At 60.4% G+C, this 21,244-nt stretch carries 22 protein-coding genes, 1 tRNA gene and 1 pseudogene; 11 read left to right on the top strand and 13 right to left on the bottom strand.

From position 1 onward, the window contains the following. Positions 1 to 47: 47 nt before the first annotated feature. The gene (gene apbC, locus P5704_007125; GenBank protein WOF80236.1) at positions 48 to 1,142 is read right to left on the bottom strand and encodes an iron-sulfur cluster carrier protein ApbC; all 1,095 of its coding nucleotides are present in this window, start codon (positions 1,140 to 1,142) and stop codon (positions 48 to 50) included. A gap of 174 nt (positions 1,143 to 1,316) precedes the next feature. Between apbC and metG the strand changes: the two genes are divergently transcribed. From metG to P5704_007145, 4 genes are all read left to right on the top strand, one after another. After that, on the top strand, positions 1,317 to 3,359 hold the full coding sequence (metG, locus tag P5704_007130; GenBank protein ID WOF80237.1) for a methionine--tRNA ligase: 2,043 nt from the start codon (positions 1,317 to 1,319) through the stop codon (positions 3,357 to 3,359). 60 nt (positions 3,360 to 3,419) lie between these two features. Next, positions 3,420 to 3,632 carry a cysteine-rich CWC family protein gene (locus P5704_007135; GenBank protein ID WOF80238.1) on the top strand — a complete coding sequence of 71 codons (213 nt, stop codon included), beginning with the start codon at positions 3,420 to 3,422 and terminating at the stop codon, positions 3,630 to 3,632. Further along, complete coding sequence (locus tag P5704_007140) at positions 3,622 to 4,314, top strand: pseudouridine synthase (protein WOF80239.1); 693 nt, start codon at positions 3,622 to 3,624, stop codon at positions 4,312 to 4,314. Before P5704_007135 ends, P5704_007140 begins: the two co-directional genes overlap by 11 nt. 81 nt (positions 4,315 to 4,395) lie before the next feature. Continuing rightward, a tRNA-Gly gene (locus P5704_007145) sits at positions 4,396 to 4,469 on the top strand. Positions 4,470 to 4,569: 100 nt separating this feature from the next. Here P5704_007145 and P5704_007150 read toward each other — a convergent pair. From P5704_007150 to P5704_007165, 4 genes and pseudogenes are all read right to left on the bottom strand, one after another. Beyond that, a complete protein-coding gene (locus P5704_007150; protein WOF80240.1) occupies positions 4,570 to 4,860 on the bottom strand; it encodes a helix-turn-helix domain-containing protein in 291 nt (96 codons plus the stop codon). A 5-nt stretch (positions 4,861 to 4,865) separates the two neighbouring features. Continuing rightward, a pseudogene (locus P5704_007155) lies at positions 4,866 to 5,027 on the bottom strand (type II toxin-antitoxin system RelE/ParE family toxin). Next, positions 5,023 to 5,157, bottom strand: coding sequence for a DUF5447 family protein (locus P5704_007160; GenBank protein ID WOF80241.1), 135 nt, complete (start codon positions 5,155 to 5,157; stop codon positions 5,023 to 5,025). Before P5704_007160 ends, P5704_007155 begins: the two are co-directional and overlap by 5 nt. 38 nt (positions 5,158 to 5,195) lie before the next feature. Then, complete coding sequence (locus tag P5704_007165; GenBank protein WOF80242.1) at positions 5,196 to 5,411, bottom strand: helix-turn-helix domain-containing protein; 216 nt, start codon at positions 5,409 to 5,411, stop codon at positions 5,196 to 5,198. Positions 5,412 to 5,513: 102 nt separating this feature from the next. Here P5704_007165 and P5704_007170 point away from each other — a divergent pair, with 102 nt between their 5' ends. The 6 genes from P5704_007170 (at position 5,514) to P5704_007195 (ending at position 9,784) form a co-directional block, all read left to right on the top strand. Beyond that, complete coding sequence (locus P5704_007170) at positions 5,514 to 5,783, top strand: DNA-binding protein (protein WOF80243.1); 270 nt, start codon at positions 5,514 to 5,516, stop codon at positions 5,781 to 5,783. Between the two features lie 94 nt (positions 5,784 to 5,877). Beyond that, a complete protein-coding gene (locus P5704_007175; GenBank protein WOF80244.1) occupies positions 5,878 to 6,462 on the top strand; it encodes a PIN-like domain-containing protein in 585 nt (194 codons plus the stop codon). Next, on the top strand, positions 6,372 to 7,400 hold the full coding sequence (locus tag P5704_007180) for an IS30-like element ISPsp7 family transposase (protein WOF80245.1): 1,029 nt from the start codon (positions 6,372 to 6,374) through the stop codon (positions 7,398 to 7,400). The genes P5704_007175 and P5704_007180 overlap by 91 nt, the downstream gene beginning before the upstream one ends. Further along, complete coding sequence (locus tag P5704_007185) at positions 7,375 to 8,238, top strand: PIN-like domain-containing protein (GenBank protein ID WOF80246.1); 864 nt, start codon at positions 7,375 to 7,377, stop codon at positions 8,236 to 8,238. Before P5704_007180 ends, P5704_007185 begins: the two co-directional genes overlap by 26 nt. Positions 8,239 to 8,309: 71 nt before the next feature. Beyond that, complete coding sequence (locus P5704_007190) at positions 8,310 to 9,068, top strand: hypothetical protein (GenBank protein WOF80247.1); 759 nt, start codon at positions 8,310 to 8,312, stop codon at positions 9,066 to 9,068. A gap of 29 nt (positions 9,069 to 9,097) precedes the next feature. After that, entirely contained in the window at positions 9,098 to 9,784 is a 687-nt protein-coding gene (locus P5704_007195; GenBank protein WOF80248.1) for a hypothetical protein, read from the top strand. A gap of 266 nt (positions 9,785 to 10,050) precedes the next feature. Here the strand turns inward: P5704_007195 and pcaD are convergent, their stop codons facing one another. The 7 genes from pcaD to P5704_007230 all read right to left on the bottom strand — a co-directional run bounded on the left by pcaD (position 10,051) and on the right by P5704_007230 (position 18,992). Further along, the gene (pcaD, locus tag P5704_007200; protein WOF81185.1) at positions 10,051 to 10,839 is read right to left on the bottom strand and encodes a 3-oxoadipate enol-lactonase; all 789 of its coding nucleotides are present in this window, start codon (positions 10,837 to 10,839) and stop codon (positions 10,051 to 10,053) included. Positions 10,840 to 11,071: 232 nt separating this feature from the next. Further along, positions 11,072 to 12,277 (bottom strand): 3-oxoadipyl-CoA thiolase, encoded by a 1,206-nt coding sequence (pcaF, locus tag P5704_007205; protein ID WOF80249.1) that lies wholly within the window; start codon positions 12,275 to 12,277, stop codon positions 11,072 to 11,074. Then, the gene (locus P5704_007210) at positions 12,274 to 13,056 is read right to left on the bottom strand and encodes a CoA-transferase subunit beta (protein WOF80250.1); all 783 of its coding nucleotides are present in this window, start codon (positions 13,054 to 13,056) and stop codon (positions 12,274 to 12,276) included. Before P5704_007210 ends, pcaF begins: the two co-directional genes overlap by 4 nt. Beyond that, positions 13,056 to 13,913 (bottom strand): CoA transferase subunit A, encoded by an 858-nt coding sequence (locus tag P5704_007215; GenBank protein WOF80251.1) that lies wholly within the window; start codon positions 13,911 to 13,913, stop codon positions 13,056 to 13,058. The genes P5704_007210 and P5704_007215 overlap by 1 nt, the downstream gene beginning before the upstream one ends. A gap of 203 nt (positions 13,914 to 14,116) precedes the next feature. Then, positions 14,117 to 14,959, bottom strand: a complete 843-nt coding sequence (locus P5704_007220; GenBank protein ID WOF80252.1) for an IclR family transcriptional regulator C-terminal domain-containing protein — start codon at positions 14,957 to 14,959, stop codon at positions 14,117 to 14,119. Between the two features lie 307 nt (positions 14,960 to 15,266). Further along, entirely contained in the window at positions 15,267 to 16,751 is a 1,485-nt protein-coding gene (putP, locus tag P5704_007225) for a sodium/proline symporter PutP (protein WOF80253.1), read from the bottom strand. A 216-nt stretch (positions 16,752 to 16,967) separates the two neighbouring features. Next, positions 16,968 to 18,992, bottom strand: a complete 2,025-nt coding sequence (locus tag P5704_007230) for a TonB-dependent receptor (GenBank protein WOF80254.1) — start codon at positions 18,990 to 18,992, stop codon at positions 16,968 to 16,970. A gap of 227 nt (positions 18,993 to 19,219) precedes the next feature. On the opposite strand from P5704_007230, the gene P5704_007235 reads away from it, so the two are divergent. After that, on the top strand, positions 19,220 to 19,444 hold the full coding sequence (locus tag P5704_007235; protein ID WOF80255.1) for a DUF3203 family protein: 225 nt from the start codon (positions 19,220 to 19,222) through the stop codon (positions 19,442 to 19,444). 136 nt (positions 19,445 to 19,580) lie between these two features. Here the strand turns inward: P5704_007235 and putP (P5704_007240) are convergent, their stop codons facing one another. Next, a complete protein-coding gene (putP, locus tag P5704_007240) occupies positions 19,581 to 21,065 on the bottom strand; it encodes a sodium/proline symporter PutP (GenBank protein ID WOF80256.1) in 1,485 nt (494 codons plus the stop codon). Positions 21,066 to 21,244: the final 179 nt, after the last annotated feature.

A 21,244-nucleotide genomic window follows, 5' to 3' on the forward strand; every position in this document is an offset into this window, starting at 1 on the left:
TATGTCCGGTTGCCGACAGTGGCGCCTGGCGCCACCGCCGCTTGCACTCAGTCCTTGGAGATGACGATCTTCGGCATCGACTGCGCAATGATCTGCCCGCTCTGGGCGATACGAGCACCCACGGTGCGTGCGACTTCTTGATAGATCATCGCGATCTGGCTTTCCGGATCGGCAATCGCAGTCGGCTTGCCCGCATCCGCCTGGCTACGGATCGCCATAGACAACGGCAACGAGGCCAGCAGATCGACGTTGTACTGCGCCGCCAGCTTCTCACCGCCGCCCTCGCCGAAGAGATGTTCGGCATGGCCGCAATTCGAGCAGATATGGATAGCCATGTTCTCCACCACACCAAGCACCGGAATGTTCACCTTGCGGAACATCTCCACGCCTTTTTTCGCATCGAGCAACGCCAGATCCTGCGGCGTGGTGACGATCACCGCCCCCGTAACCGGCACTTTTTGCGCGAGCGTCAGCTGGATATCGCCCGTTCCCGGCGGCATGTCCACAACCAGATAATCGAGATCATTCCAGGCGGTCTGAGTGATCAGCTGCAACAGCGCACCGGAAACCATCGGCCCGCGCCAGACCATCGGCGTCTTGTCATCTGACAGGAACGCCATGGACATGACTTGCACGCCGTGGGCCTCCAGCGGGATGAACGCCTTGCCATCGCGAATCTCCGGGCGCGTGCCTTCGGCGATGCCGAACATGATGCCCTGGCTCGGACCGTAGATGTCGGCATCGAGCACGCCTACCCGCGCGCCTTCGCGCGCCAGGGCCAGAGCCAGATTGGCGGCCGTGGTCGACTTGCCCACGCCACCCTTGCCGGATGCCACGGCGATGATGTTCTTCACATTGGCCAGTGCCGGCACCTGGTCCTGAGCCTTGTGCGGGCGAACCACGCAATCGACCTGGACATCGGCGCGACTGACACCCTCCAGATGCTCGATAGCCATCGCCAGCATCTGTGCCCAGCCACTGCGAAACAGCGCAGCGGCATAGCCCAACTCCAGCTGCACACTGACCCGATCACCCTGCACCTCGATCGAACGCACGCAACCGGCGCTCACCGGATCCTGATTCAAATGGGGATCGGTGTATTGGCGCAGGACGTTTTCCACAGCTTCGCGAGTGACGGACATGGTTACTCCTAGAAAGACCGAGCAAATCAGACGGGCATCTTACCCCGCACGCCGCTTCCGAGCCCAACACCAATGGGTGCCGTCGAAACCGGGGAAGGGCAGCGCGGATGAAAAATACACGCCGGGCCTTTATAGTTGCAGACTTTCTTTCGCAATTCCGACTGCAGATTTCCCATGTCCGAAGCTCGCCAGATTCTCGTTACCAGCGCCCTGCCCTACGCCAACGGTTCGATCCACCTCGGTCACATGCTCGAGTACATCCAGACCGACATGTGGGTGCGCTTCCAGAAACTGCGCGGCAACCAGTGCATTTATGTCTGCGCCGACGACGCTCACGGCTCGGCGATCATGCTGCGTGCCGAGAAAGAAGGCATCACGCCCGAGCAATTGATCGCCAACGTGCAGGCCGAGCACGGCAGTGATTTCGCCGACTTCCTGGTGGACTTCGACAACTTCCACTCCACCCACTCGGAAGAGAACCGCGAGCTTGCCGAACTGATCTACACACGCCTGCGCGACGCCGGCCACATCGCAACCCGCTCGGTGACCCAGTATTTCGACCCCGAGAAAGGTATGTTTCTCGCCGACCGCTTCATCAAGGGCACCTGTCCGAAGTGTGCCGCCGAGGACCAGTACGGCGACAATTGCGAGAAATGCGGCGCCACCTATGAGCCAACCGAGCTGAAAGATCCGCGCTCGGCAATCTCCGGCGCGACGCCAGTGCTGAAGGACTCCAAGCACTTCTTCTTCAAGTTGCCGGACTTCGAGGCCATGCTCAAGCAATGGACCCGCGGCGGTGCGCTGCAGGAATCGGTCGCCAACAAGATCGCCGAATGGCTCGACGGAGGCCTGCAGGAATGGGACATCTCGCGGGACGCACCCTACTTCGGCTTCGAGATTCCGGGCGAGCCGGGCAAGTATTTCTACGTCTGGCTGGACGCGCCGATCGGCTACATGGCCAGCTTCGAGAACCTGTGCAAACGCCGCCCGGAACTGAGCTTCGACACCTTCTGGAGCAAGGACTCGACCGCCGAGCTGTACCACTTCATCGGCAAGGACATCATCAACTTCCACACCCTGTTCTGGCCCGCCATGCTGGAAGGCGCCGGTTTCCGCAAGCCGACCGCCGTCAACGTGCACGGTTACCTGACCGTGAACGGGCAGAAGATGTCCAAGTCGCGTGGCACCTTTATCAAGGCGCGCACTTATCTCGATCACCTGAACCCGGAATACCTACGCTACTACTACGCCTCCAAACTGGGTCGCGGTGTGGATGACCTCGACCTGAACCTCGAGGACTTCGTGCAGAAGGTCAACTCCGATCTGGTCGGCAAGGTGGTCAACATCGCCAGCCGCTGCGCCGGCTTCATCCACAAAGGCAATGGCGGGGTGATGGTCGATGCCAACCCCGAACCGGAACTGTGGGCTGCCTTCCAGGCCGCCGCACCGAGCATCGCCGAGGCCTATGAAGCGCGCGACTTCGCCCGTGCAATGCGCGAGATCATGGCGCTCGCTGACCGTGCCAACGCCTGGATTGCCGACAAGGCTCCGTGGGCGCTGAACAAGGTTGAAGGCAAGCAGGCCGAGGTACAGGAAATCTGTGCTTTCGGCGTCAACCTGTTCCGCCAGCTGGTCATCTTCCTCAAGCCGGTGCTGCCGAACCTTGCCACAGCTGCCGAGCATTTCCTCAATGTCGAGCCGCTCACCTGGAACGACCATGCGACGCCGCTGGCCAACCACCAGCTCAATGCTTTCACACCACTGATGACTCGCATCGAGCCAGCGAAGATCGAGGCCATGATCGAAGCATCCAAAGAAGACCTCGCCTCCAGCGAAGCCGCAGCTGCCCCGGCAGGCAATGGCGAACTGACCAAGCAGCCCATCGCCGCGGAAATCAACTTCGACGCCTTTGCCGCGGTCGATCTGCGCATTGCGCTGATCGAAAAGGCCGAGTTCGTCGAAGGCGCCGACAAGCTGCTGCGTCTGACCCTGGACATCGGCGATGCCAAGCGCAACGTTTTCTCCGGCATCAAGAGCGCCTACCCGGACCCGAGCAAGCTGGAGGGTCGTCTGACCCTCTACGTCGCCAACCTGGCGCCGCGCAAGATGAAGTTCGGAATGTCGGAAGGCATGGTCCTGGCGGCTGGCCCGGGAGGTAGCGAGATCTACCTGCTGAGCCCCGACAACGGCGCCAAGCCGGGTCAGCGCGTCATGTAACCCGGCGTTCGCGTGCTGGCCTCTCGACCGGCACGCGAGCTCGACGCTAACGGAAACGCCATGAGCGAGCCTGTAGATCCTTCCCGCTGCCCGCTCTGCGGTCAGCCCAATCAGTGCGGCGAGTGCGATCCAACAACGGCCCAGCCCTGCTGGTGCTTCACGACCCCCATCCCCGATCGCGTGCTCGAGCGCATTCCGGCCACGCTCCGAAATCAGGCCTGCATCTGCCAGCGTTGCGCTCGCAGCGAAACCACGCCGCCAGATGCGCCTTGATCGCTACCTTGCCAACCGCGCACGTCTCAGTCGTCAGGACGTCCAACGCCTGCTGGCCGACGGCCGAGTGCAGGTGAATGGCGAAACCAGCCAGATAATGGATCAGGAAGTTCGCGTATTCGACCGAATCGAGCTGGATGGAGAACTGCTGCAAGCAGGCAAAGCGGCGCGCTACCTGATGCTGCATAAGCCGACCGGATGCGTCAGCGCTACCCAGGATGCGACACACCGAACCGTGCTCGATCTGATCGACGAGCCGGACAAGCAGGACCTGCACATCGCCGGCCGCCTCGACTTCAACACCACCGGCCTTATGCTGCTCACTAACGACGGCCAATGGTCTCGCCGCCTGACCCAGCCGACCAGCCTGCAGGGCAAGGTCTATCTGGTCGAAACCGAAGACGAGATCGACCCAGCCTGCGTTGATGTTTTTGCCCGAGGCATATACTTCCGCTTCGAAAACCTCACCACCCTGCCCGCCGAACTCGTGCTACTCGCCCCCCGCCGCGCGCGCCTGACCCTGCACGAGGGACGCTACCATCAGGTCAAGCGCATGTTCGGCCACTTCAACAACAAGGTCACCGCCCTGCATCGCGAAAGCATGGGCCCTCTCACGCTGGACCCAGCACTGGAACCTGGCCGGTATCGACCACTGACCGCGCACGAGATCGCTCAAATCTAAGCCCTTTTCGCCCACCTGCCAGAAAAAGCCCGGCGGCGCCCTTCATTTCACCCAAGCCTTCTGGTAAAAAGGCACCCCTGAGCGGGCGTCGTATAATGGCATTACCTGAGCTTCCCAAGCTCATGACGAGGGTTCGATTCCCTTCGCCCGCTCCAGACACCTAACGTTAAGACCCTGTTTTTACAGAGCTTTTTCGTTTCTGGCTTTTGGAGGTGTCGAAGAAGTGTCGAAAAGGTCCAGCCGTACAGGCTGTGATCAGACGGAAGAAAGCGCCTGGATGACGTGTTTGGGATCGTTATGGATGGCGCGCAGCAGCGCCTTTGCCGGTCCGGTCGGCTCGCGTCGGCCTTGTTCCCAGTTACGCAGCGTACCCAGTTGAACGTCGATCATCGCCGCGAACTTGGCCTGGGTCAGACCGGTTGCTTTGCGGATCTCTTTCACCTGCAGCGAGTCGACGACGAACTCCCGCGAGGGTTGACGTTCGCCACGGTGAATCTCGTCCATCTGCTGGACGCTTTCTAGAAGATCTTCGAAGAATTTGCTCATGGTGATTACCTCCACCGCTCGATGATTTGCTTGAGCACCTTGCGCTCGTCCGCCGTCAGGTCGTCCTTCTCGTTCTTCGGATAGATCAGCAGCAATGCGATCTGCGAAGCCGCCGTGAAGTGGTAGTAGATGACCCTGGACCCGCCTCGCTTGCCGTGACCGCTAGACGGGGCGGCATTGGGCGCATTGTGTGGACCGGGAGCGAGCGGGTTTCGCCATTTCGCGTCTGGACCAGCAGACAGAGCAGTCGCAGTCCTGGGCGTGCGGAAGGCGTTGATAGCTGGCCGGCTTCTGCATGGGTCATCCCCTCCCCTGGCTTCCGTAGACGGTGCGGATCATGCGGCCCACTCCTGTTCCAGCAGCCAGTGACGAAGCATTGCGCTGTTCACCATGCGCCGTTTGCCGAGCTTTACGGTCGGTATCACACCGCGCGACGCCCAGGCGCGGGCCATGCCGGGACTAATGCCATTACGGTCAGCCCAGCATTCGACGGTTTCCACGTCCTGCTGGGGGCCGATCAGCTTTGAAGGTTCTAGCTCTTCCAGTTCCATGCTCGTTCCGTCACTATTTGTGGCATTACCCTGCAGGCAACTGCGTAAATATTACACAAGGTCTCGCCTGCGTAAAGATTACGCAACAAAAAGATTTTCTATATGGATGCCGTGAAGGATAGAGCGCTTCAATTGATACGAACTGCCGGTCCGAAGCGATTGAGCGAGAAAGGCGGGAAGAACTATGACCGCTGGAGAAACATCAGCAGCAACAAGATCAGGATTGGAACTGAGGAAGTAGGCATCCTGGCCGAAGCATTTCCTGAATACGCCCTATGGCTTGTTAGTGGTCGGATAGAGCCTGAAAATGGTCACCGTAGCCCTGATTACGACGAGGCAAATTCAAAATTGCCCAATCAAAGCGCGGGATAGCAATTACGAAAAACGCGGTAGAACGCTGGTATACAAAGCGCTAGTGTAGTCGAAAAATACCTAACAGCCCATTGCCAAGCTAGGGATGATACATATGAAAAACCAATACGGATGGCATTTACCTCTACCGGAAGAGGAGATTAAGAAGGCTTGGGATAATGGTGTGCTTACCGTCGATACAAATGTACTTCTTGACTTATACAGGTATCATGAAAACACTCGAAACAGCCTGCTAGAAAGCATTGCTGCATTTGATGGTCGAGTTTGGCTCTCACATCAAGCAGCCACCGAATTTTTCAGAAATCGTAAGAGAGTAATCGTATCCTCTTCAAAAGGATTTCAGCAGGCCGCAGAGGACATATCAAAGCTACAACAGTCGCTTCAGAACAACATATCTCAATTAGCTGGGAATAGACTCATACCCTCTGAAATTACAAACCAACTTGATAAAACCATACGAACAGCTGCCAATGAGGCACTAAACCAAATTCGCAAAATAGAACAAGACTTCCCAAACTTTTTGAATGAAGACCGGCGGCGGCAAAAACTGAGTGCAACACCTGACCTTTCCGGTACGGTGCTGCCCCTATGTCTTATACCGAACTCAGCGTTGAAGAGCGCGCCACCATTCAAATCGGTCGTACCCAAGGCTTCAGCCTGCGCAGGATTGCCTGCTTGATCAACCGATCCCCTTCGACCATCAGCCGTGAGCTGCGCCGTAACCGAGGTGCTTGCGGTGGCTACTCGGCCCGCCTGGCCCAGCAGCAAATGCAGGCCCGCCGCCAGGTTTGTCGACCGATGCGAAAACTGTTGCCGGGTAGCGAGCGCTTCGAACTGGTGACCCATATGCTGCGTGAGCGTTTGTCTCCCGAGCAGATTGCCGGCAAGCTGCGCAGCATGAACATACCCAACCTGCGAGATGCCTACGTCTGTCGCGAGACGATCTACAACGCGATCTATGCCCTGCCAGTGGGTGAGCTGCGTAAGGAGCTGATCATCTGTCTGCGCCAAGGCAAGACGACGCGCCGGCCGCGCTCTGGTGGCGTGGATCGGCGCGGCCAGATCCCCGAGATGGTCAGTATTCATGTGCGCCCGCCGGAGATTGAAGACAGGCTGATGCCGGGGCATTGGGAAGGCGACCTCATCAAGGGTAAGGCCAACGCCTCGTCCGTCGGTACGCTGGTGGAACGCACCAGTGGCTACCTGATGTTGGTGAAGATGAACGACGCGACGGCGACTTCGGCGCTGGAAGGCTTCAGCGCCGCGCTCAATAGCATGCCGCTGGAGATGCGCAAGAGCATGACTTACGACCAGGGCCGGGAGATGGCGCGACACGCCGAGATCACCCAAAGAACCGGCGTGGCGATCTACTTCTGCGACCCGCACAGCCCCTGGCAGCGCGGCAGCAACGAAAACATCAACGGCCTGATTCGCCAGTACTTGCCCAAGGGCACAGACCTGTCGGTACATAGCCAGGAGGAGCTGGACGCCATTGCGCTGCAACTGAACATGCGACCGCGCAAGCGCTTCGACTTCAAATGCCCCATCGAGGTGATGGGAGAGGTCATGCAAAATGCCATGGCAATGCGGCATGATGCTCCGGTTTCAATTCAATAACCGTGTTGCACTCAGCTCCTGCAACCGCCACCCTATTCTTAATAGACTCCTCGATATTTTTGATGGATCGGTAGGGTCAGATTTTGCACCAGAGCTAAAGGATGCATTAGCCAAGACAGCGGAAGACCGAAAAAACAACAAGATTCCGCCTGGATACATGGATAAAGGTAAAGAATCGGATCGATCCCACGGGGACTTTTATCTTTGGCAACAAGTTCTCAACCATGCCAAAGAAAACCAGTGCCCAGTCATTTTGGTTACATCTGAAAGAAAAGAGGACTGGTGGGAAGAGCACTATGGGAACATAGTTGGTCCCAGACCGGAGCTCCTGAAAGAAATAAATGAAATTGCGGGACAAACAGTTCTAATCTATCAGACCACTAAGTTTATTCAGCACGCATCCGAACGTTTAGGAAGTCGGGTTGACCAGAGCATCGTTGAAGAAATTCGAGCGATAGGCCAGGCTAGAGAAAAGTCAGGACAGGCGGTAAATGTAGTTGAGCAAACTGCCGTCATGGCCAGCCCCGAAGAGAACTTCGGACTACTTGAGATTGAACTAGCGAGACCCGTAACAAACTTTACAACCACCGGTCACTTTTCACCTTATTTAGACGAAGTTCCAAATGTATATGTTGATGTTTTGGAAAGCCCTGACGGCGCCCCCGACTTTCAAGTTTATGCAAGCACAGGAACACGCCACGACTTCAACATTCATGTACGATCCAGATTTAAAGGAACTCCTATGCCAACTGGAAAATACATATTTAACTACCATGCCGCGATTTATGCGGAACTGGAGGAGGAAATTCAGAGCATAGACAACGAAGAACTTGGCTAGATTATTAGCCACGAACAAATGAAGTAGATTTATTTAACACTCCTATGACCGAGCAAGGAAGCAAAGGCGTAATGAGATCGGACTGGGATGATGCACCTGATTACCTACGCAACAGAAAGAAACCTAGCCCTTGGCGGTTCCTGGCGATCCTAGGTATCGGTTCAGCGGTGCTGTCAGCACTGGCATTTACGTTCGGCAAGCCGGTCATACTGGACGTAAACCAGATCAAGCAAGGCATTCATGTCGGCGGCAAGCCTTGGTTTAACCAAGAGCCAGCACAGCCCATGCAGACAATTGACCAGCCTTCAGTTGCAAGCTACGAAGCTCCAGCAGCAGAACCGACACCAGCGACCCAGCAGCGACAGCTGAGCCAGGAAGAAATCGACTGGTTCGAAGAGCGCACAGCGGAAGCGATACAGTCCCGGCAAACATCGTTTAACGATAGCAATTACACGCCAAAACAGCCGGCCAGCATCTACACCCCGCCCGCGGCCCATCGGTTTGCCGCAGCGACGCCCACCAGTAGCGCACCTAAGTCGCGGTCGGTAAGCCGAGAACGTACGTCGAAATGGATCAAGGGCTGGAATGGCGGCATCGACTATCTAGCCGAGTGGGTATCCGTCAATAACTACATCGACGGAACCAGCGTGTGCGCCAATCACCGCCGAGGCTCAATCGACTACCGCGAATGCCGCAAAGCCGCTAAACAGCACTTCCACGAGCAATGCCGGGCATGGCGAGCACGCTTCGACAGCGACCGAAAAGACCATAGCGACCGGATGAAGACGCGCTATTGCGGAGCGGCTAGTAGCTTTAATCCGATGGGATAACCAATATCACCAACCTACCGTGGGGCTGTATGTTCATCGATGAACCCATGCTTAACGCTATTAAAAATGATCCCGACAAAGGAATATGCGAACTTACAAAAAAGATAAATTCATTCCTAGAAAGCGGAACCAGCTGGACTCAAAAGGAATACGACGTACTTCTAGAAGCCTACGCGTTAATTATCGAACTCAAAGATGCTGGGATATTAAAAGTTGATCACAAAATCCCAGACTTACGAGGTCAGTTCGATACAGACATCAAGATGATGAGCCAGTCACTTGACTTTGTGTACAGGCAATGCAAAGCAAGGGTTGACAAGAATTCGCTAGAACGGCTGCGCAGCCGGTTCAGAATGAATTTCAGCACCGAATTTAGCTATGAGTTTTCGCAGGGTGACCTTGAACGCCTTCAGCTTCTAATTAATCAAATAAGGCAGCAGATAAGTGATGCCGTGCTAGAGGAAGAGCATAAACAGCGTCTAATGGCGCGACTTGAGAAGCTCCAAAGCGAACTCCATAAAAAAGTTTCTGACCTAGATAGATTTTGGGGACTGATCGGAGACGCAGGTGTAGTTTTAGGGAAGCTTGGTGAGGATGCTAAGCCCATTGTTGACAGGGTTAGAGAGGTCGCAAGTATCGTATGGAAGACTCAAGCCAGATCCGAGGAGCTACCCAGCGGTACAGATATACCGGTGCTCGGTAGCCCTAGCGAATAGGCCCTTTGATAGCGTTTTCGCTGTCGATAAAGTGTCGAAAACACTGCGCCGAATAGCGACGAATCGAGCAAACCGTTCAGCCCGGAAACCGCATAACGACACGCACGGAGCCGGAACGACACACTAGGCAAAAGGGTTCGATTCCCTTCGCCCGCTCCAGCCTTAAAGGCCCTGCTTACACGCCTGGCCTTTTCATTGGTTGGGCAGCGCGCAATGGTCACGCTTTCCGACCGACGCTCTATTACGCATCAAACCCACCTCGGCTCTCAGCCGTGCAAAAACGTCAGCACCCGCTGCGTAAACGCGTCGCCCGCCTCGACGTTGGACAGATGCGCGGCCTCGAAAGCGACCAGTTCGGCCCCTGGGATGTTGGCCTGGATAAATTGGCCATGCTCGACGGTTGTCACCGGGTCCTTGGCGCCGCAAACGACCAGTGTTGGCGCCTTGATCGTGCCCAGTTGCGCGCGATAGTCGGCATCGCGCACCGCCGCGCAGTTGGCAGCGTAGCCGTCCGGTGAGGTACTGGCGATCATCTCGGTGATGCGTGCCACTGTTGCTGGGTTCGCCTCGGCAAAGCCTGCGGTGAACCAGCGAGCAATGGATGCATCTCGCATGTCGCGCATGGTCTGCTCGCGGCCGGCCAGGACGCTGTCGATGCGGGCGTTCCATATTTCGTCGGTACCGATTTTCGCACCGGTATTGCACAGCACCAGCCGTTGCAGCCGGTCGCCGGCATGTATTCCGAGCCACTGCCCGATCAGCCCGCCCATGGAGAGACCGCAGAAGGAGAAACGCGCGATGTCCAATGCATCGAGCAGCGCCAGCACGTCCCATCCCAGCTGCTCGATACTGTAGGGCCCAGCGCTGACGCTCGACTCGCCGTGGCCGCGCGTATCGTAGCGCAGCACTCGAAAATGCTCTGAGAATGCGGGAATCTGCTCGTCCCACATGCCCAGGCTGGTACCCAGAGAGTTGGAGAGCACCAGCACCGGCGCGTTATCCGCACCGTCGAATCGATAGTTCAGGCTTACATCAGCCAGTTTTACGCTCGGCATTGTTTTACTCACTCGCATTGTGTTCAGGCAGTGTGCTCGATCGAGCACGGTCTGACCCGGAGAGTTAAGCGATCACCGTCGGCTTCGCCGATACTCTGCGCGCGCCTCGACCCAATAGGCAGCACGACGTAGAGGGCTCGTTTAGATCCATACCCGCGCAAGCGATTTCAACTGCGTCTCGCAACGCGTCGCGGTCGAGACCGCTGCCACGGTGGCCTGTGCACTGTCTCGCTCAGACCCGCTCCACCACCAGCGCCAGCCCCTGCCCTACGCCGACGCACATGGCCGCCAGGCCGAGACGGCCACCGGTTTTCTCCAGCTGATGGACTGCAGTCAGCACCAGTCGCGCACCGCTCATCCCGAGTGGATGGCCAAGGGCGATTGCGCCGCCGTTGGGGTTCACCCTCGGGCTGTCGTCTGGCAGACCGAGATCGCGGGTCACGGCCAGGCCCTGCGCGGCGAAGGCTTCGTTGAGCTCGACCACGTCGAAATCGCCTACCGCGACATTCAGGCGCTCACACAGCTTGCGCACCGCCGGCACCGGGCCATACCCCATGACGCGCGGGGCGACACCGGCACTGGCCATGCCGAGCACCCGGGCGCGCGGCTTGAGGCCGTACTTCTGCACCGCCTCGGCGCTGGCAAGAATCATCGCCGCCGCACCGTCGTTGACGCCCGAGGCGTTGCCGGCGGTGACCGTCTTGCCTTCGCCATTGACCGGTTTGAGCCTGGCCAGCGCCTCGGCGGTGGTGTCGGCACGCGGGTGCTCGTCGGTGTCGACTACTGTTTCGCCCTTCTTGCCCCTGATCACCACCGGGACGATTTCCTCGGCAAAGAAGCCAGACTGCTGGGCCGCAGCAGCACGCTGCTGGCTGCGCAGGGCGAAGGCATCTTGATCATCGCGACTGACTTGCCACTCGTCGGCGACGTTGTCGGCGGTCTGCGGCATGGCATCCACGCCATACATTTCCTTCATCTTCGGATTGATGAAGCGCCAGCCGATGGTGGTGTCTTCGATCTTCTGGGTGCGACCGAACGCCGTGTCGGCCTTGCCCATCACGTAGGGCGCGCGCGACATGGATTCCACGCCGCCGGCAATCGCCAGCTCCATTTCACCACAGGCGATGGCACGAAACGCAGTGCCCACGGCATCCATACCCGAAGCGCATAAGCGGTTGAGGGTCACGCCAGGCACCGTATCCGGCAGGCCGGCGAGCAGCGCGGCCATGCGCGCGACATTGCGGTTGTCCTCCCCGGCCTGGTTGGCGCTGCCCATGAAGACCTCATCGATCGCCGCAGGATCGAGCTGCGGATTGCGTTCCAGCAGCGCCTTCAACGGGATTGCAGCGAGGTCGTCAGAGCGTACGCCCGCCAGCACGCCGCCGAAGCGGCCGATGGGCGTTCGTACGGCATCGCAGATGAATACGTCACGGCTCATTCCTCACCTCCTGGCTGACCGTGGGCGGCAGCGGTGCGGGCCTCCAGCGCGCGCAGCGCCTGAAGCTCCTCGGCACGCGGCGCCTCGGTGGTGGTTACCTGCTCGGCGAAACGGATCGCCCAGCCGGTGTTCTCGACGACCTGCTCGCGGGTCACGCCCGGATGCAGCGCGGTGACGATGAATTCGTTGCTGCCTTCTTCCGGCTCCATGATGCACAGATCGGTGATGATCGCCACCGGGCCCTTGCCGGGCAGCCCCAGCTGCTTGCGGTGCTCACCGCCCTCGCCAAAGCCGACCGAGGTGATGAAGGCCAGCCTGTCGACGAAGGTGCGATGCGACTGCTTGAGGATGATCAGCACCTCCTTGGCGCTGCCGGCGATCTCCGGCGCTCCGCCGGCACCGGGCAAGCGTACCTTGGGCTTGTGGTAATCACCGATCACCGTGGTGTTGATGTTGCCGTACTTGTCCACCTGTGCCGCGCCGAGAAAGCCCACATCGATACGCCCGCCCTGCAGCCAGTAGCGGAAGATCTCGCCGGTAGGCACCACCGTGTCTGCGGTCTCGGCCAGTTCGCCGTCGCCGATGGACAAGGGCAGCACGGACGGCTTGGCACCGATCGGCCCGGATTCGTAGATCAGCACGACTTCCGGCGCATGGGTCAGGCGCGCCAGGTTGGCGGCCTTCGATGGCAGGCCGATGCCGACGAAACAGACGCTGCCGTTACCAAGGCGGCGGGCGGCGGCCACGGTCATCATTTCATTGGTGCTGTAGGCGCTCATCAGTTGGCCTCCTGCTGCTGGGCCAGCTTGCGCTGGAATTCGGCGAAGTCTTCGGTGCCACGGATGTAGGTGTCGACCCAGGCGCCGAACGCCTCGCGGTCGCGGGCGATCGGGTCCCAGGCCTGATAGAAGTGGTTGTCGCGCTCGTAGTAGCCATGGGCATAGGACGGATGTGCACCGCCCGGGACGAGGCAGACCGCAGTCAGCGCCCAGGTCGGCAGCACACAGGCGTTCATCGGCGCATTGAGGTCGTCGACGATTTCCTCGACAGTGACGATGCAGCGCTTGGCGGCCAGGGCGGCTTCCTTCTGCACACCAAGAATGCCCTGGATCAGCACGTTACCCTTGCGATCGGCCTTCTGTGCGTGGATCACGGTGACGTCCGGGCGCACGCTGGGCACGGCCGCCAGTACTTCCCCGGTGAACGGGCAGGTGACGGACTTGATCAGCGGATTGACCTTGGGCAGGTCGGAGCCGGCGTAGGCACGCAGCACGGCAAACGGCAGACCGGAGGCGCCGGCGACATAGGCATTGGCGAGGTCGGCATGGCTGTGCTCTTGGATCTCCAGCGGCTGCGGCCAGCCCTTTTCCACCGCATCGCGCAGACGATGCAGCGAGCCGACGCCTGGATTGCCGCCCCAGGAGAAGATCAGCTTCTTCGCGCAACCGGCACCGATCAGCAGGTCGTAGACCAGGTCCGGCGTCATGCGCACCAGGGTCAGGTCCTTGCGGCCCTGGCGCACGATCTCGTGGGCGGCTGCGGTGGGAATCAGGTGGGTAAAGCCTTCCAGGGCGACGGTATCGCCATCCAGGATAAAGCGCTCGACGGCTTCGCGGAGCGAGAGGAATTCAGCCATGAGTCGGATCTCGTGTTGTTTTCGGTACGCTGATTGCGTTGTGAAAACGTTAACGGCCCATCCCCTGCCAAACAATCCGATAATCGACATACCGTTCGATTATCGAACGAATTAGACGCCATTCTTATGTGATTAACGATGCCGACATCAGCGCGCGGAAGCTACCCAGAGCACCGTAGTCACCGATGGTTTGCGAGCTTCCATCAATGAAACAGTCGCGTGCTCAATTCGCGGCTGGCCTCCAGCAGCACGGGCAGGAATCGGGTTTCCAGCTCCTGACGCGAGACGCGCCCGGCGTGGGTGCCGACGTTCAGCGCGGCCAGCACCTGGCCGGCGGAATCCTTCAGCGGAACGGCCAACGAACGCAGGCCCATTTCCAGCTCCTGATCGACGATGACCCAACCCTGCTGGCGAATCTCGGCGATGTTTTCGCGCAGCGCCTCCGGGCTGTGCAAGGTGCGGCTGGTCTTTACCTGCAAGTCAGCGCGGCCCAGGTAGTCGTCGAGCGCCGCGTCATCCAGCGCCGCCAGCAGAATGCGCCCCATTGATGTGCAATACGCCGGCAGCCGACTGCCCACCGACAGATCCACCGATATCAGCCGCTGTGGCGTGGCCGAGCGCGCCACATAGAGCACTTCATCGCCCTCCAGCGTCGCCATCGAACAGGCTTCGTGCAGTTGCTCGCTGAGGCGGTCGAGAATCGGTTGCGCGGTCACTGCCAGCGGCGTGGACGACAGATAGGCGTGGCCAAGGGTCAGCACCTTGGGCAGCAGCGAATAGGTACGCCCATCGGTGGTGACGTAGCCGAGCTTCATCAACGTATGCAGGCAGCGGCGCACGGCGGCCCGGGGTATTTCGGTGCGATGGCTGATCTGCGCGATGGTCAGGTGGCGCTTGCGCTCCTGGAAGGCATGAATCACGGCCAACCCGCGCGCCAGCGAAGTCATGAAATTGGGATCGCCGGTCAGCGCCTCGATGCGCTTGGCAGGCGAAGCAACGATGGGCGGTGCCATCGGTGGCTTGAGAACACGCGACTCATCGGTCATGCAGGACACCCTCGGACGCTGACATCGGGGCGATTATCGACGCACCGGCCGATAATCGCCAGCGCGACAACAGAGAGGAATGACGCGCTGCTGGCGATCGGCGTCGGCCTGCTCACCTTGGCCGTGTATAGCTTCGCCGAATAGCGCTGGCGGCGGATCGATTTGTCGGAAGTGACGAATTGAAAGCCTGATAGCCTCTGGGAGAGGCCGACAGTCGCAAATATCGATATGGGGTGGAGCGGTTCGAACCTGGGGCACTGAATCCAACCGCAGGTCGAGCAGCCACGCTCGACCTGCGCCGTGCAGATCAACCGGCGTGGTAATCCGCGTCGGCTTCTTCGAAGCGCTTGACGATGCTCGGGGCAGGCGCGGCGCCCATCTTGCTCACCACATAGATGGCGATGCTGGCGAGGATGAAGCCCGGGATGATTTCGTACAGGCCCAGGCCGATGAACTCCTTCCACACCACCACGGTGACGGCACCGACCAGCATGCCGGCCAACGCGCCGTTGCGGGTCATGCGCTTCCACAGCAGCGAGATCAGCACCACCGGACCGAACGCCGCGCCGAAGCCGGCCCAGGCGTAGGACACCAGGCCCAGCACCTTGCTGTCCGGGTTGGAGGCGATGCCGATGGCGATCAGCGCGATCAACAGCACCATGCCGCGACCGACCCAGACCAATTCGGTCTGCGAGGCGTTCTTGCGCAGCATGGCCTTGTAGAAGTCCTGGGTCAGCGCGCTGGAGCTGACCAATAGCTGCGCACTCAGGGTACTCATTACCGCCGCCAGCACGCCGGAGAGAATGATGCCGGCCACCCATGGGTTGAACAGAATCTTCACCAGTTCCATGAACACACGCTCGCCGTTCTGGCTCACCGCACCAGCCTGCTCCGGATGGTCGGCGAAGTAGGCGATGCCGAGGAAGCCCACCGCTACGGCGCCGGCCAGGGTCAGGATCATCCAGGTCATGCCGATGCGGCGGGCGTTGGGGATGGTCTTGATCGAGTCGGCGGCCATGAAGCGCACCAGAATGTGCGGCTGGCCGAAATAGCCCAGGCCCCAGGCCAGCAGCGAAATGATCGCGACGAAGGACAGCCCGCGGAACATGTCGAAGTTGGCCGGGTTCTGCGCTTCGATGGTGGCCATCACGGTGCCCATGTCACCGAGGGCGAGGATGACGAACACCGGCGTGATCAGCAGCGCGAAGATCATCAGAGTGGCCTGTACGGTGTCGGTCCAGCTCACCGCGAGAAAACCGCCGATGAACACATAGAGGATGGTCGCCGCGGCGCCGACCCACAGCGCGTACTCGTAGGGCATGCCGAAGGTGGACTCGAACAGCCGCGCGCCGGCGACGACGCCCGAGGCGCAGTAGATGGTGAAGAACACCAGGATCACCAGCGCGGAGAAAATCCGCAGCATGCGGCTCTCGTCCTCGAAACGGTGCGAGAAGTAATCCGGCAGCGTCAGCGCGTTGTGGTTGTGCTCGGTATGCACGCGCAGGCGCCCGGCGACGAACAACCAGTTCAGCCAGGCGCCGACGATCAGGCCGATGGCGATCCAGCTTTCCGACAGACCGGCGACGAAGATCGCTCCGGGCAGCCCCATCAGCAGCCAGCCGCTCATGTCCGAGGCACCGGCCGACAGCGCGGTGACGAAGCTGCCGAGACTGCGGCCGCCAAGGATGTAGTCGGAGAAGTTCTTGGTGGCGCGGTAGGCGATGAAACCGATCAGGATCATCGCCGCGATGTAGATCACGAAAGTGATCAGAGTGGGAGTGCTGACGTTCATGGGACTTGTTTTCCTTGTTGGTCCTGACGTTCCATCGCCAGCGCGGACAGCGACCGACACCCGCAACGGAACAATCGAGGGGCGCAAGGATAGCGCGTCATCCACGTACTTGCGCGTGACCGCGAGGTTCTGCGCGCCGCATCGCCACTACATGACGAATAAGGGCCGGCAATAGCGGCCGGCCCTTGTGAGTTGCTGCCAGGAAAATTGCTCGCCTCAGAATGCCAGGCGCACGCCTACGGTCAGATTGCGCCCGGGCAGCAGCACCTCATCCTTGATGAAGGAAGTGTGCTGGCGGGCCTTTTCGTCCAGCAGGTTGTTGGCCTTGAGGTAGAGCAGGTAATCGGTCTGGTTCAGCGCGCCGCTGTAACCCAGGCTGGCGCCCAGCATGTTGTAGCCACCGGTTTCGCTTTCGTAGTCGGCCAGTTCGTCCTGGCGCTGCACCCGATAGAACTCCAGCTGGCCGTTGAGCGCCGGGGTGAAGCTCTGTTCCACCCGCACACCCAGGCGATCGGCCGGGATACGCGGCAGGTCGCCGCCGCCGTCGCGCAACTTGCCGCGCACGTGGTCGCCGAACAGGGTGAAGGCGGTGGCGTCGGTCGCCTGGAAGCGCACCTCCCCTTCCGCCCCGGTGAGCACGGCGTCCTGCTGGCGGTATTCGATCTCGCGGTAGCCACCACCGATGTCGTTACCGGTGTCGGCGGCGTAGATGAAGTCGTCCACCTCGTTGCGGAACAGGCTCAGGCTGAAGGTCGTGCGGCCGGCGAACTTGCGCAGGGTGATCTCGGCGTTGTGCGAGGTTTCCTCTTCCAGGTCGACGTTACCCAGTTCGACAGTGCGGGTCGCTGCATGCGGGCCGTTGGCGTAAAGCTCTTCTGCGCTGGGCAGGCGTTGCGAACGCGTCAGCGAGAAGCCCAGCGAGTACTGCGGGGCGAAGGTCCAGACCGCACCGGCGGACATCGAGGTGCCGCTGTGATCGGTATCCGGACGGCCGTCGGCATCGATGTCCTGCCATTCGTGGCGCAGACCGAGTTCGTAGCGCCAGGCGCCAGCGGTGTATTCCTCCAGCAGGAACAAGCCGTGGTTGCGGGTCAGCGTCTGCGGCACATAGGCCTCTTCGCCGAGGGCTTCGAAGTCGCGACGCAGGGTCTGTGCGCCGAGCACACCGCGCCAGCCGAACAGCGGCTGATGGGTCAGCTCCAGACGGGCATCGGTGGCGTCGTTGTTGAAGCGGGTGCCCACTTCGCCGCCTTCGATCTCCTTGTGCTGGTAGTCGCTGTGGCCGATGCGCAGCCGCGCCAGTTCGAAGCCCGGCAGCGGATCGCTCAGCTCGCCACGCAGATCCCAGCGCTTCTGGCGCATGTCGACATAGGGCACGCTGCCATGTTCGTGTTCGTGATCATGGTCGTCGTCATCGTCGTGATCATCATGGCCACCGCAGTGCCAGTCGCTGCCATGGGTATGGCAATCGGCGTGCTCGTGGGCCAGCAGTCCGTAGCGGTTGTTCTGCTCACCGTAGGCGGCACCGATGTAGCCGCGCTCGCCGATGAAGCTGGCGCCCAGATTGAAGCTGTCGGTGTCGTTGTAGGAACCTTCCTGTTTGTCCGGCGAACCGGGAATTTCGTAAGGGTCGGCCTGGCGCTTGGTGCCTTCGGCGCGCACGGCGAAGTTGCCGCTGCCGGCAGTGATACCGAACACCCCCGCCCCTTCGTTGGCGACGCTGTTGGCGCGTAGCTCCAGTTCGCCTTCGTAGCCCTTCTCCGGGACGCGGGTGGGGATCTTCTTGTCGATCACATTGACTACCCCTCCGATGGCGCCGCCACCGTAGAGCAAGGTTGCCGGCCCCTTGAGGACCTCGATGCGCTCGGCCAGTAGCGGTTCGCTGGTCACTGCGTGGTCGGGGCTGATGGTCGAGGCATCGAGCAGTTCCACGCCATCGCTCAGCACCTTGACCCGTGCGCCATCCAACCCGCGAATAACCGGGCGCGCCGCACCGGCGCCAAAGCTGCTGGAGCGCACGCCAGGCAGGCTTTCCAGCGTTTCCCCGAGCGTCGCCTCACGACGCTGCACCAGTTCGTCTCCCTCCATCACGGCCGCCGGTGTGGTCATCTCATGGCTCTGCTTGGCCAGGCCGCTGGCGCTGACCACGACGGATTGCAGTTCGACCGGCTCGGCGGCCCAGGCAGCCGGAACCAAGGCCAGGCTGATCGCCCAGGCCAGGGGATGACGCTTCAGTTTCATGTGACTCTCCAGACAGTGGTGGTTGCCTTCCAAAGCAACCGAAGACGGCTGTGCGCCGGCATCCGGTAGCGGTGTCAGCTTCGCGGGACGAGAATCTAACATGTTATATCGTAACGTTTAAGTCTGTTTTTCCAGTAACAGACACAACGGATGCACCCTGTTCGTGGTCGACATGGAAACGCCGGGCGAACCGCGCGCGGCTTTTGCACCGCTTCGGGAGATAGATCATGACCGTAGACATCGACACCACCACCGGCACCTGCGCCGTGGTCATCAACGGCAACACGCACCGCAGCGCCCTGATGGACGTGCGCATCACCACCGATCCCCAGGCACGCATGTCGGTGATGAATATCGACGGCACCAGCATCCACGTGCCGGAAGACGAAGCCGAACACCTGATCGCCGCGGGTGCGGTGGACGACCGATCCAATCTGGTTGCGGACGAATGAATCTGCGGCAGAAACGCAAAACCCCGGCTAGCCGGGGTTTTTTGTAGGTACTCGCAGCGAAACCCTCTGCAGCCTGTGGAAGTGCGCCCCGCTTCGAATTCAGCTTTCGAGCCGGGGCAACACTCCGACACTGGCCTTAGCCGGCGTGATAATCCGCGTCGGCTTCCTCGAAGCGCTTGACGATGCTCGGGGCCGGTTCGGCGCCCATCTTGCTCACCACATAGATGGCGATGCTGGCGAGGATGAAGCCCGGGATGATTTCGTACAGGCCCAGGCCGATGAACTCCTTCCATACCACCACGGTGACGGCACCGACCAGCATGCCGGCCAGCGCGCCGTTGCGGGTCATGCGCTTCCACAGCAGCGAGATCAATACCACCGGACCGAACGCCGCGCCGAAGCCGGCCCAGGCGTAGGACACCAGGCCCAGCACCTTGCTGTCCGGGTTGGAGGCGATGCCGATGGCGACCAGCGCGATCAGCAGCACCATCGCCCGGCCGACCCAGACCAATTCGGTCTGCGAGGCGCTCTTGCGCAGCATGGCCTTGTAGAAGTCCTGGGTCAGGGCACTGGAGCTCACCAGGAGCTGCGCACTCAGGGTACTCATCACCGCCGCCAGCACGCCGGAGAGGATGATGCCGGCAACCCACGGGTTGAACAGGATCTTCACCAACTCGAGGAAAACACGCTCACCATTCTGGCTAACCGGCCCGGCCAGTTCCGGGTGTCCGGCGAAGTAGGCGATACCGAAGAAGCCCACCGCCACGGCGCCGGCCAGCGTCAGGATCATCCAGGCCATGCCGATGCGACGGGCGTTGGGGATGGTCTTGATCGAGTCGGCGGCCATGAAGCGCACCAGAATGTGCGGCTGGCCGAAGTAGCCCAGGCCCCAGGCCAGCAGCGAGATGATGGCGACGAAGGAAAGCCCGCTGAACATGTCGAACGCGGCCGGATTCTGCGTGCCGATGGTATCCATCGCGGCGCCCATGTCGCCTAGGGCGAGGATGACGAACACCGGGGTGATCAGCAGCGCGAAGATCATCAGCGTCGCCTGCACGGTGTCGGTCCAACTGACGGCGAGGAAGCCACCGATGAACACATAGAGGATGGTCGCCGCGGCGCCGATCCACAGTGCGTACTCGTACGGCACGCCGAAGCTGCTCTCGAACAGCCGCGCACCGGCGACGACGCCGGAGGCGCAATAGATGGTGAAGAACACCAGGATCACCAGCGCGGAGAAGATCCGCAGCATGCGGCTCTCATCCTCGAAGCGGTGCGAGAAGTAATCCGGCAGCGTCAGCGCGTTGTGGTTGTGCTCGGTATGCACGCGCAGGCGCCCGGCGACGAACAACCAGTTCAGCCAGGCGCCGACGATCAGGCCGATGGCGATCCAGCTTTCCGACAGACCGGCGACGAAGATCGCACCGGGCAGGCCCATCAGCAGCCAGCCGCTCATGTCCGAGGCACCGGCCGACAGCGCGGTGACGAAACTGCCGAGGCTGCGGCCGCCGAGGATGTAGTCGGAGAAGTTCTTGGTGGCGCGGTAGGCGATGAAACCGATCAGGATCATCGCCGCGATGTAGATCAGAAAGGTGATCAGCGTGGGTGTACTGATGCTCATGTGTGTCCCTCGTTAGTTGTTGTTCGGCGCAACGCGAGAAGACCCACGCAGCACCTTGGCAGAGGGCGATAGCGAAAAGGCCATCACCTGTGACAGGCCCAACCGGGCCCGTCAGTGGCGGAAGAGCGTCCGCCGACTGTCCAATTGTTGTTGTGTTCCGGCTGCCTGAGCGGTCGGGA

It is taken from the genome of Pseudomonas sp. FeN3W (assembly GCA_030263805.2).
Classification (GTDB): domain Bacteria; phylum Pseudomonadota; class Gammaproteobacteria; order Pseudomonadales; family Pseudomonadaceae; genus Stutzerimonas; species Stutzerimonas stutzeri_G.

Bases quoted from the DNA above. Each gene is read 5' to 3' on its own strand.
- apbC (WOF80236.1), bottom strand. From the start codon at position 1,142: ATGTCCGTCACTCGCGAAGCTGTGGAAAACGTCCTGCGCCAATACACC.
- metG (WOF80237.1), top strand. From the start codon at position 1,317: ATGTCCGAAGCTCGCCAGATTCTCGTTACCAGCGCCCTGCCCTACGCC.
- P5704_007135 (WOF80238.1), top strand. From the start codon at position 3,420: ATGAGCGAGCCTGTAGATCCTTCCCGCTGCCCGCTCTGCGGTCAGCCC.
- P5704_007140 (WOF80239.1), top strand. From the start codon at position 3,622: ATGCGCCTTGATCGCTACCTTGCCAACCGCGCACGTCTCAGTCGTCAG.
- P5704_007150 (WOF80240.1), bottom strand. From the start codon at position 4,860: ATGAGCAAATTCTTCGAAGATCTTCTAGAAAGCGTCCAGCAGATGGAC.
- P5704_007160 (WOF80241.1), bottom strand. From the start codon at position 5,157: ATGCAGAAGCCGGCCAGCTATCAACGCCTTCCGCACGCCCAGGACTGC.
- P5704_007165 (WOF80242.1), bottom strand. From the start codon at position 5,411: ATGGAACTGGAAGAGCTAGAACCTTCAAAGCTGATCGGCCCCCAGCAG.
- P5704_007170 (WOF80243.1), top strand. From the start codon at position 5,514: ATGGATGCCGTGAAGGATAGAGCGCTTCAATTGATACGAACTGCCGGT.
- P5704_007175 (WOF80244.1), top strand. From the start codon at position 5,878: ATGAAAAACCAATACGGATGGCATTTACCTCTACCGGAAGAGGAGATT.
- P5704_007180 (WOF80245.1), top strand. From the start codon at position 6,372: ATGTCTTATACCGAACTCAGCGTTGAAGAGCGCGCCACCATTCAAATC.
- P5704_007185 (WOF80246.1), top strand. From the start codon at position 7,375: ATGATGCTCCGGTTTCAATTCAATAACCGTGTTGCACTCAGCTCCTGC.
- P5704_007190 (WOF80247.1), top strand. From the start codon at position 8,310: ATGAGATCGGACTGGGATGATGCACCTGATTACCTACGCAACAGAAAG.
- P5704_007195 (WOF80248.1), top strand. From the start codon at position 9,098: ATGTTCATCGATGAACCCATGCTTAACGCTATTAAAAATGATCCCGAC.
- pcaD (WOF81185.1), bottom strand. From the start codon at position 10,839: ATGCCGAGCGTAAAACTGGCTGATGTAAGCCTGAACTATCGATTCGAC.
- pcaF (WOF80249.1), bottom strand. From the start codon at position 12,277: ATGAGCCGTGACGTATTCATCTGCGATGCCGTACGAACGCCCATCGGC.
- P5704_007210 (WOF80250.1), bottom strand. From the start codon at position 13,056: ATGAGCGCCTACAGCACCAATGAAATGATGACCGTGGCCGCCGCCCGC.
- P5704_007215 (WOF80251.1), bottom strand. From the start codon at position 13,913: ATGGCTGAATTCCTCTCGCTCCGCGAAGCCGTCGAGCGCTTTATCCTG.
- P5704_007220 (WOF80252.1), bottom strand. From the start codon at position 14,959: ATGACCGATGAGTCGCGTGTTCTCAAGCCACCGATGGCACCGCCCATC.
- putP (WOF80253.1), bottom strand. From the start codon at position 16,751: ATGAACGTCAGCACTCCCACTCTGATCACTTTCGTGATCTACATCGCG.
- P5704_007230 (WOF80254.1), bottom strand. From the start codon at position 18,992: ATGAAACTGAAGCGTCATCCCCTGGCCTGGGCGATCAGCCTGGCCTTG.
- P5704_007235 (WOF80255.1), top strand. From the start codon at position 19,220: ATGACCGTAGACATCGACACCACCACCGGCACCTGCGCCGTGGTCATC.
- putP (WOF80256.1), bottom strand. From the start codon at position 21,065: ATGAGCATCAGTACACCCACGCTGATCACCTTTCTGATCTACATCGCG.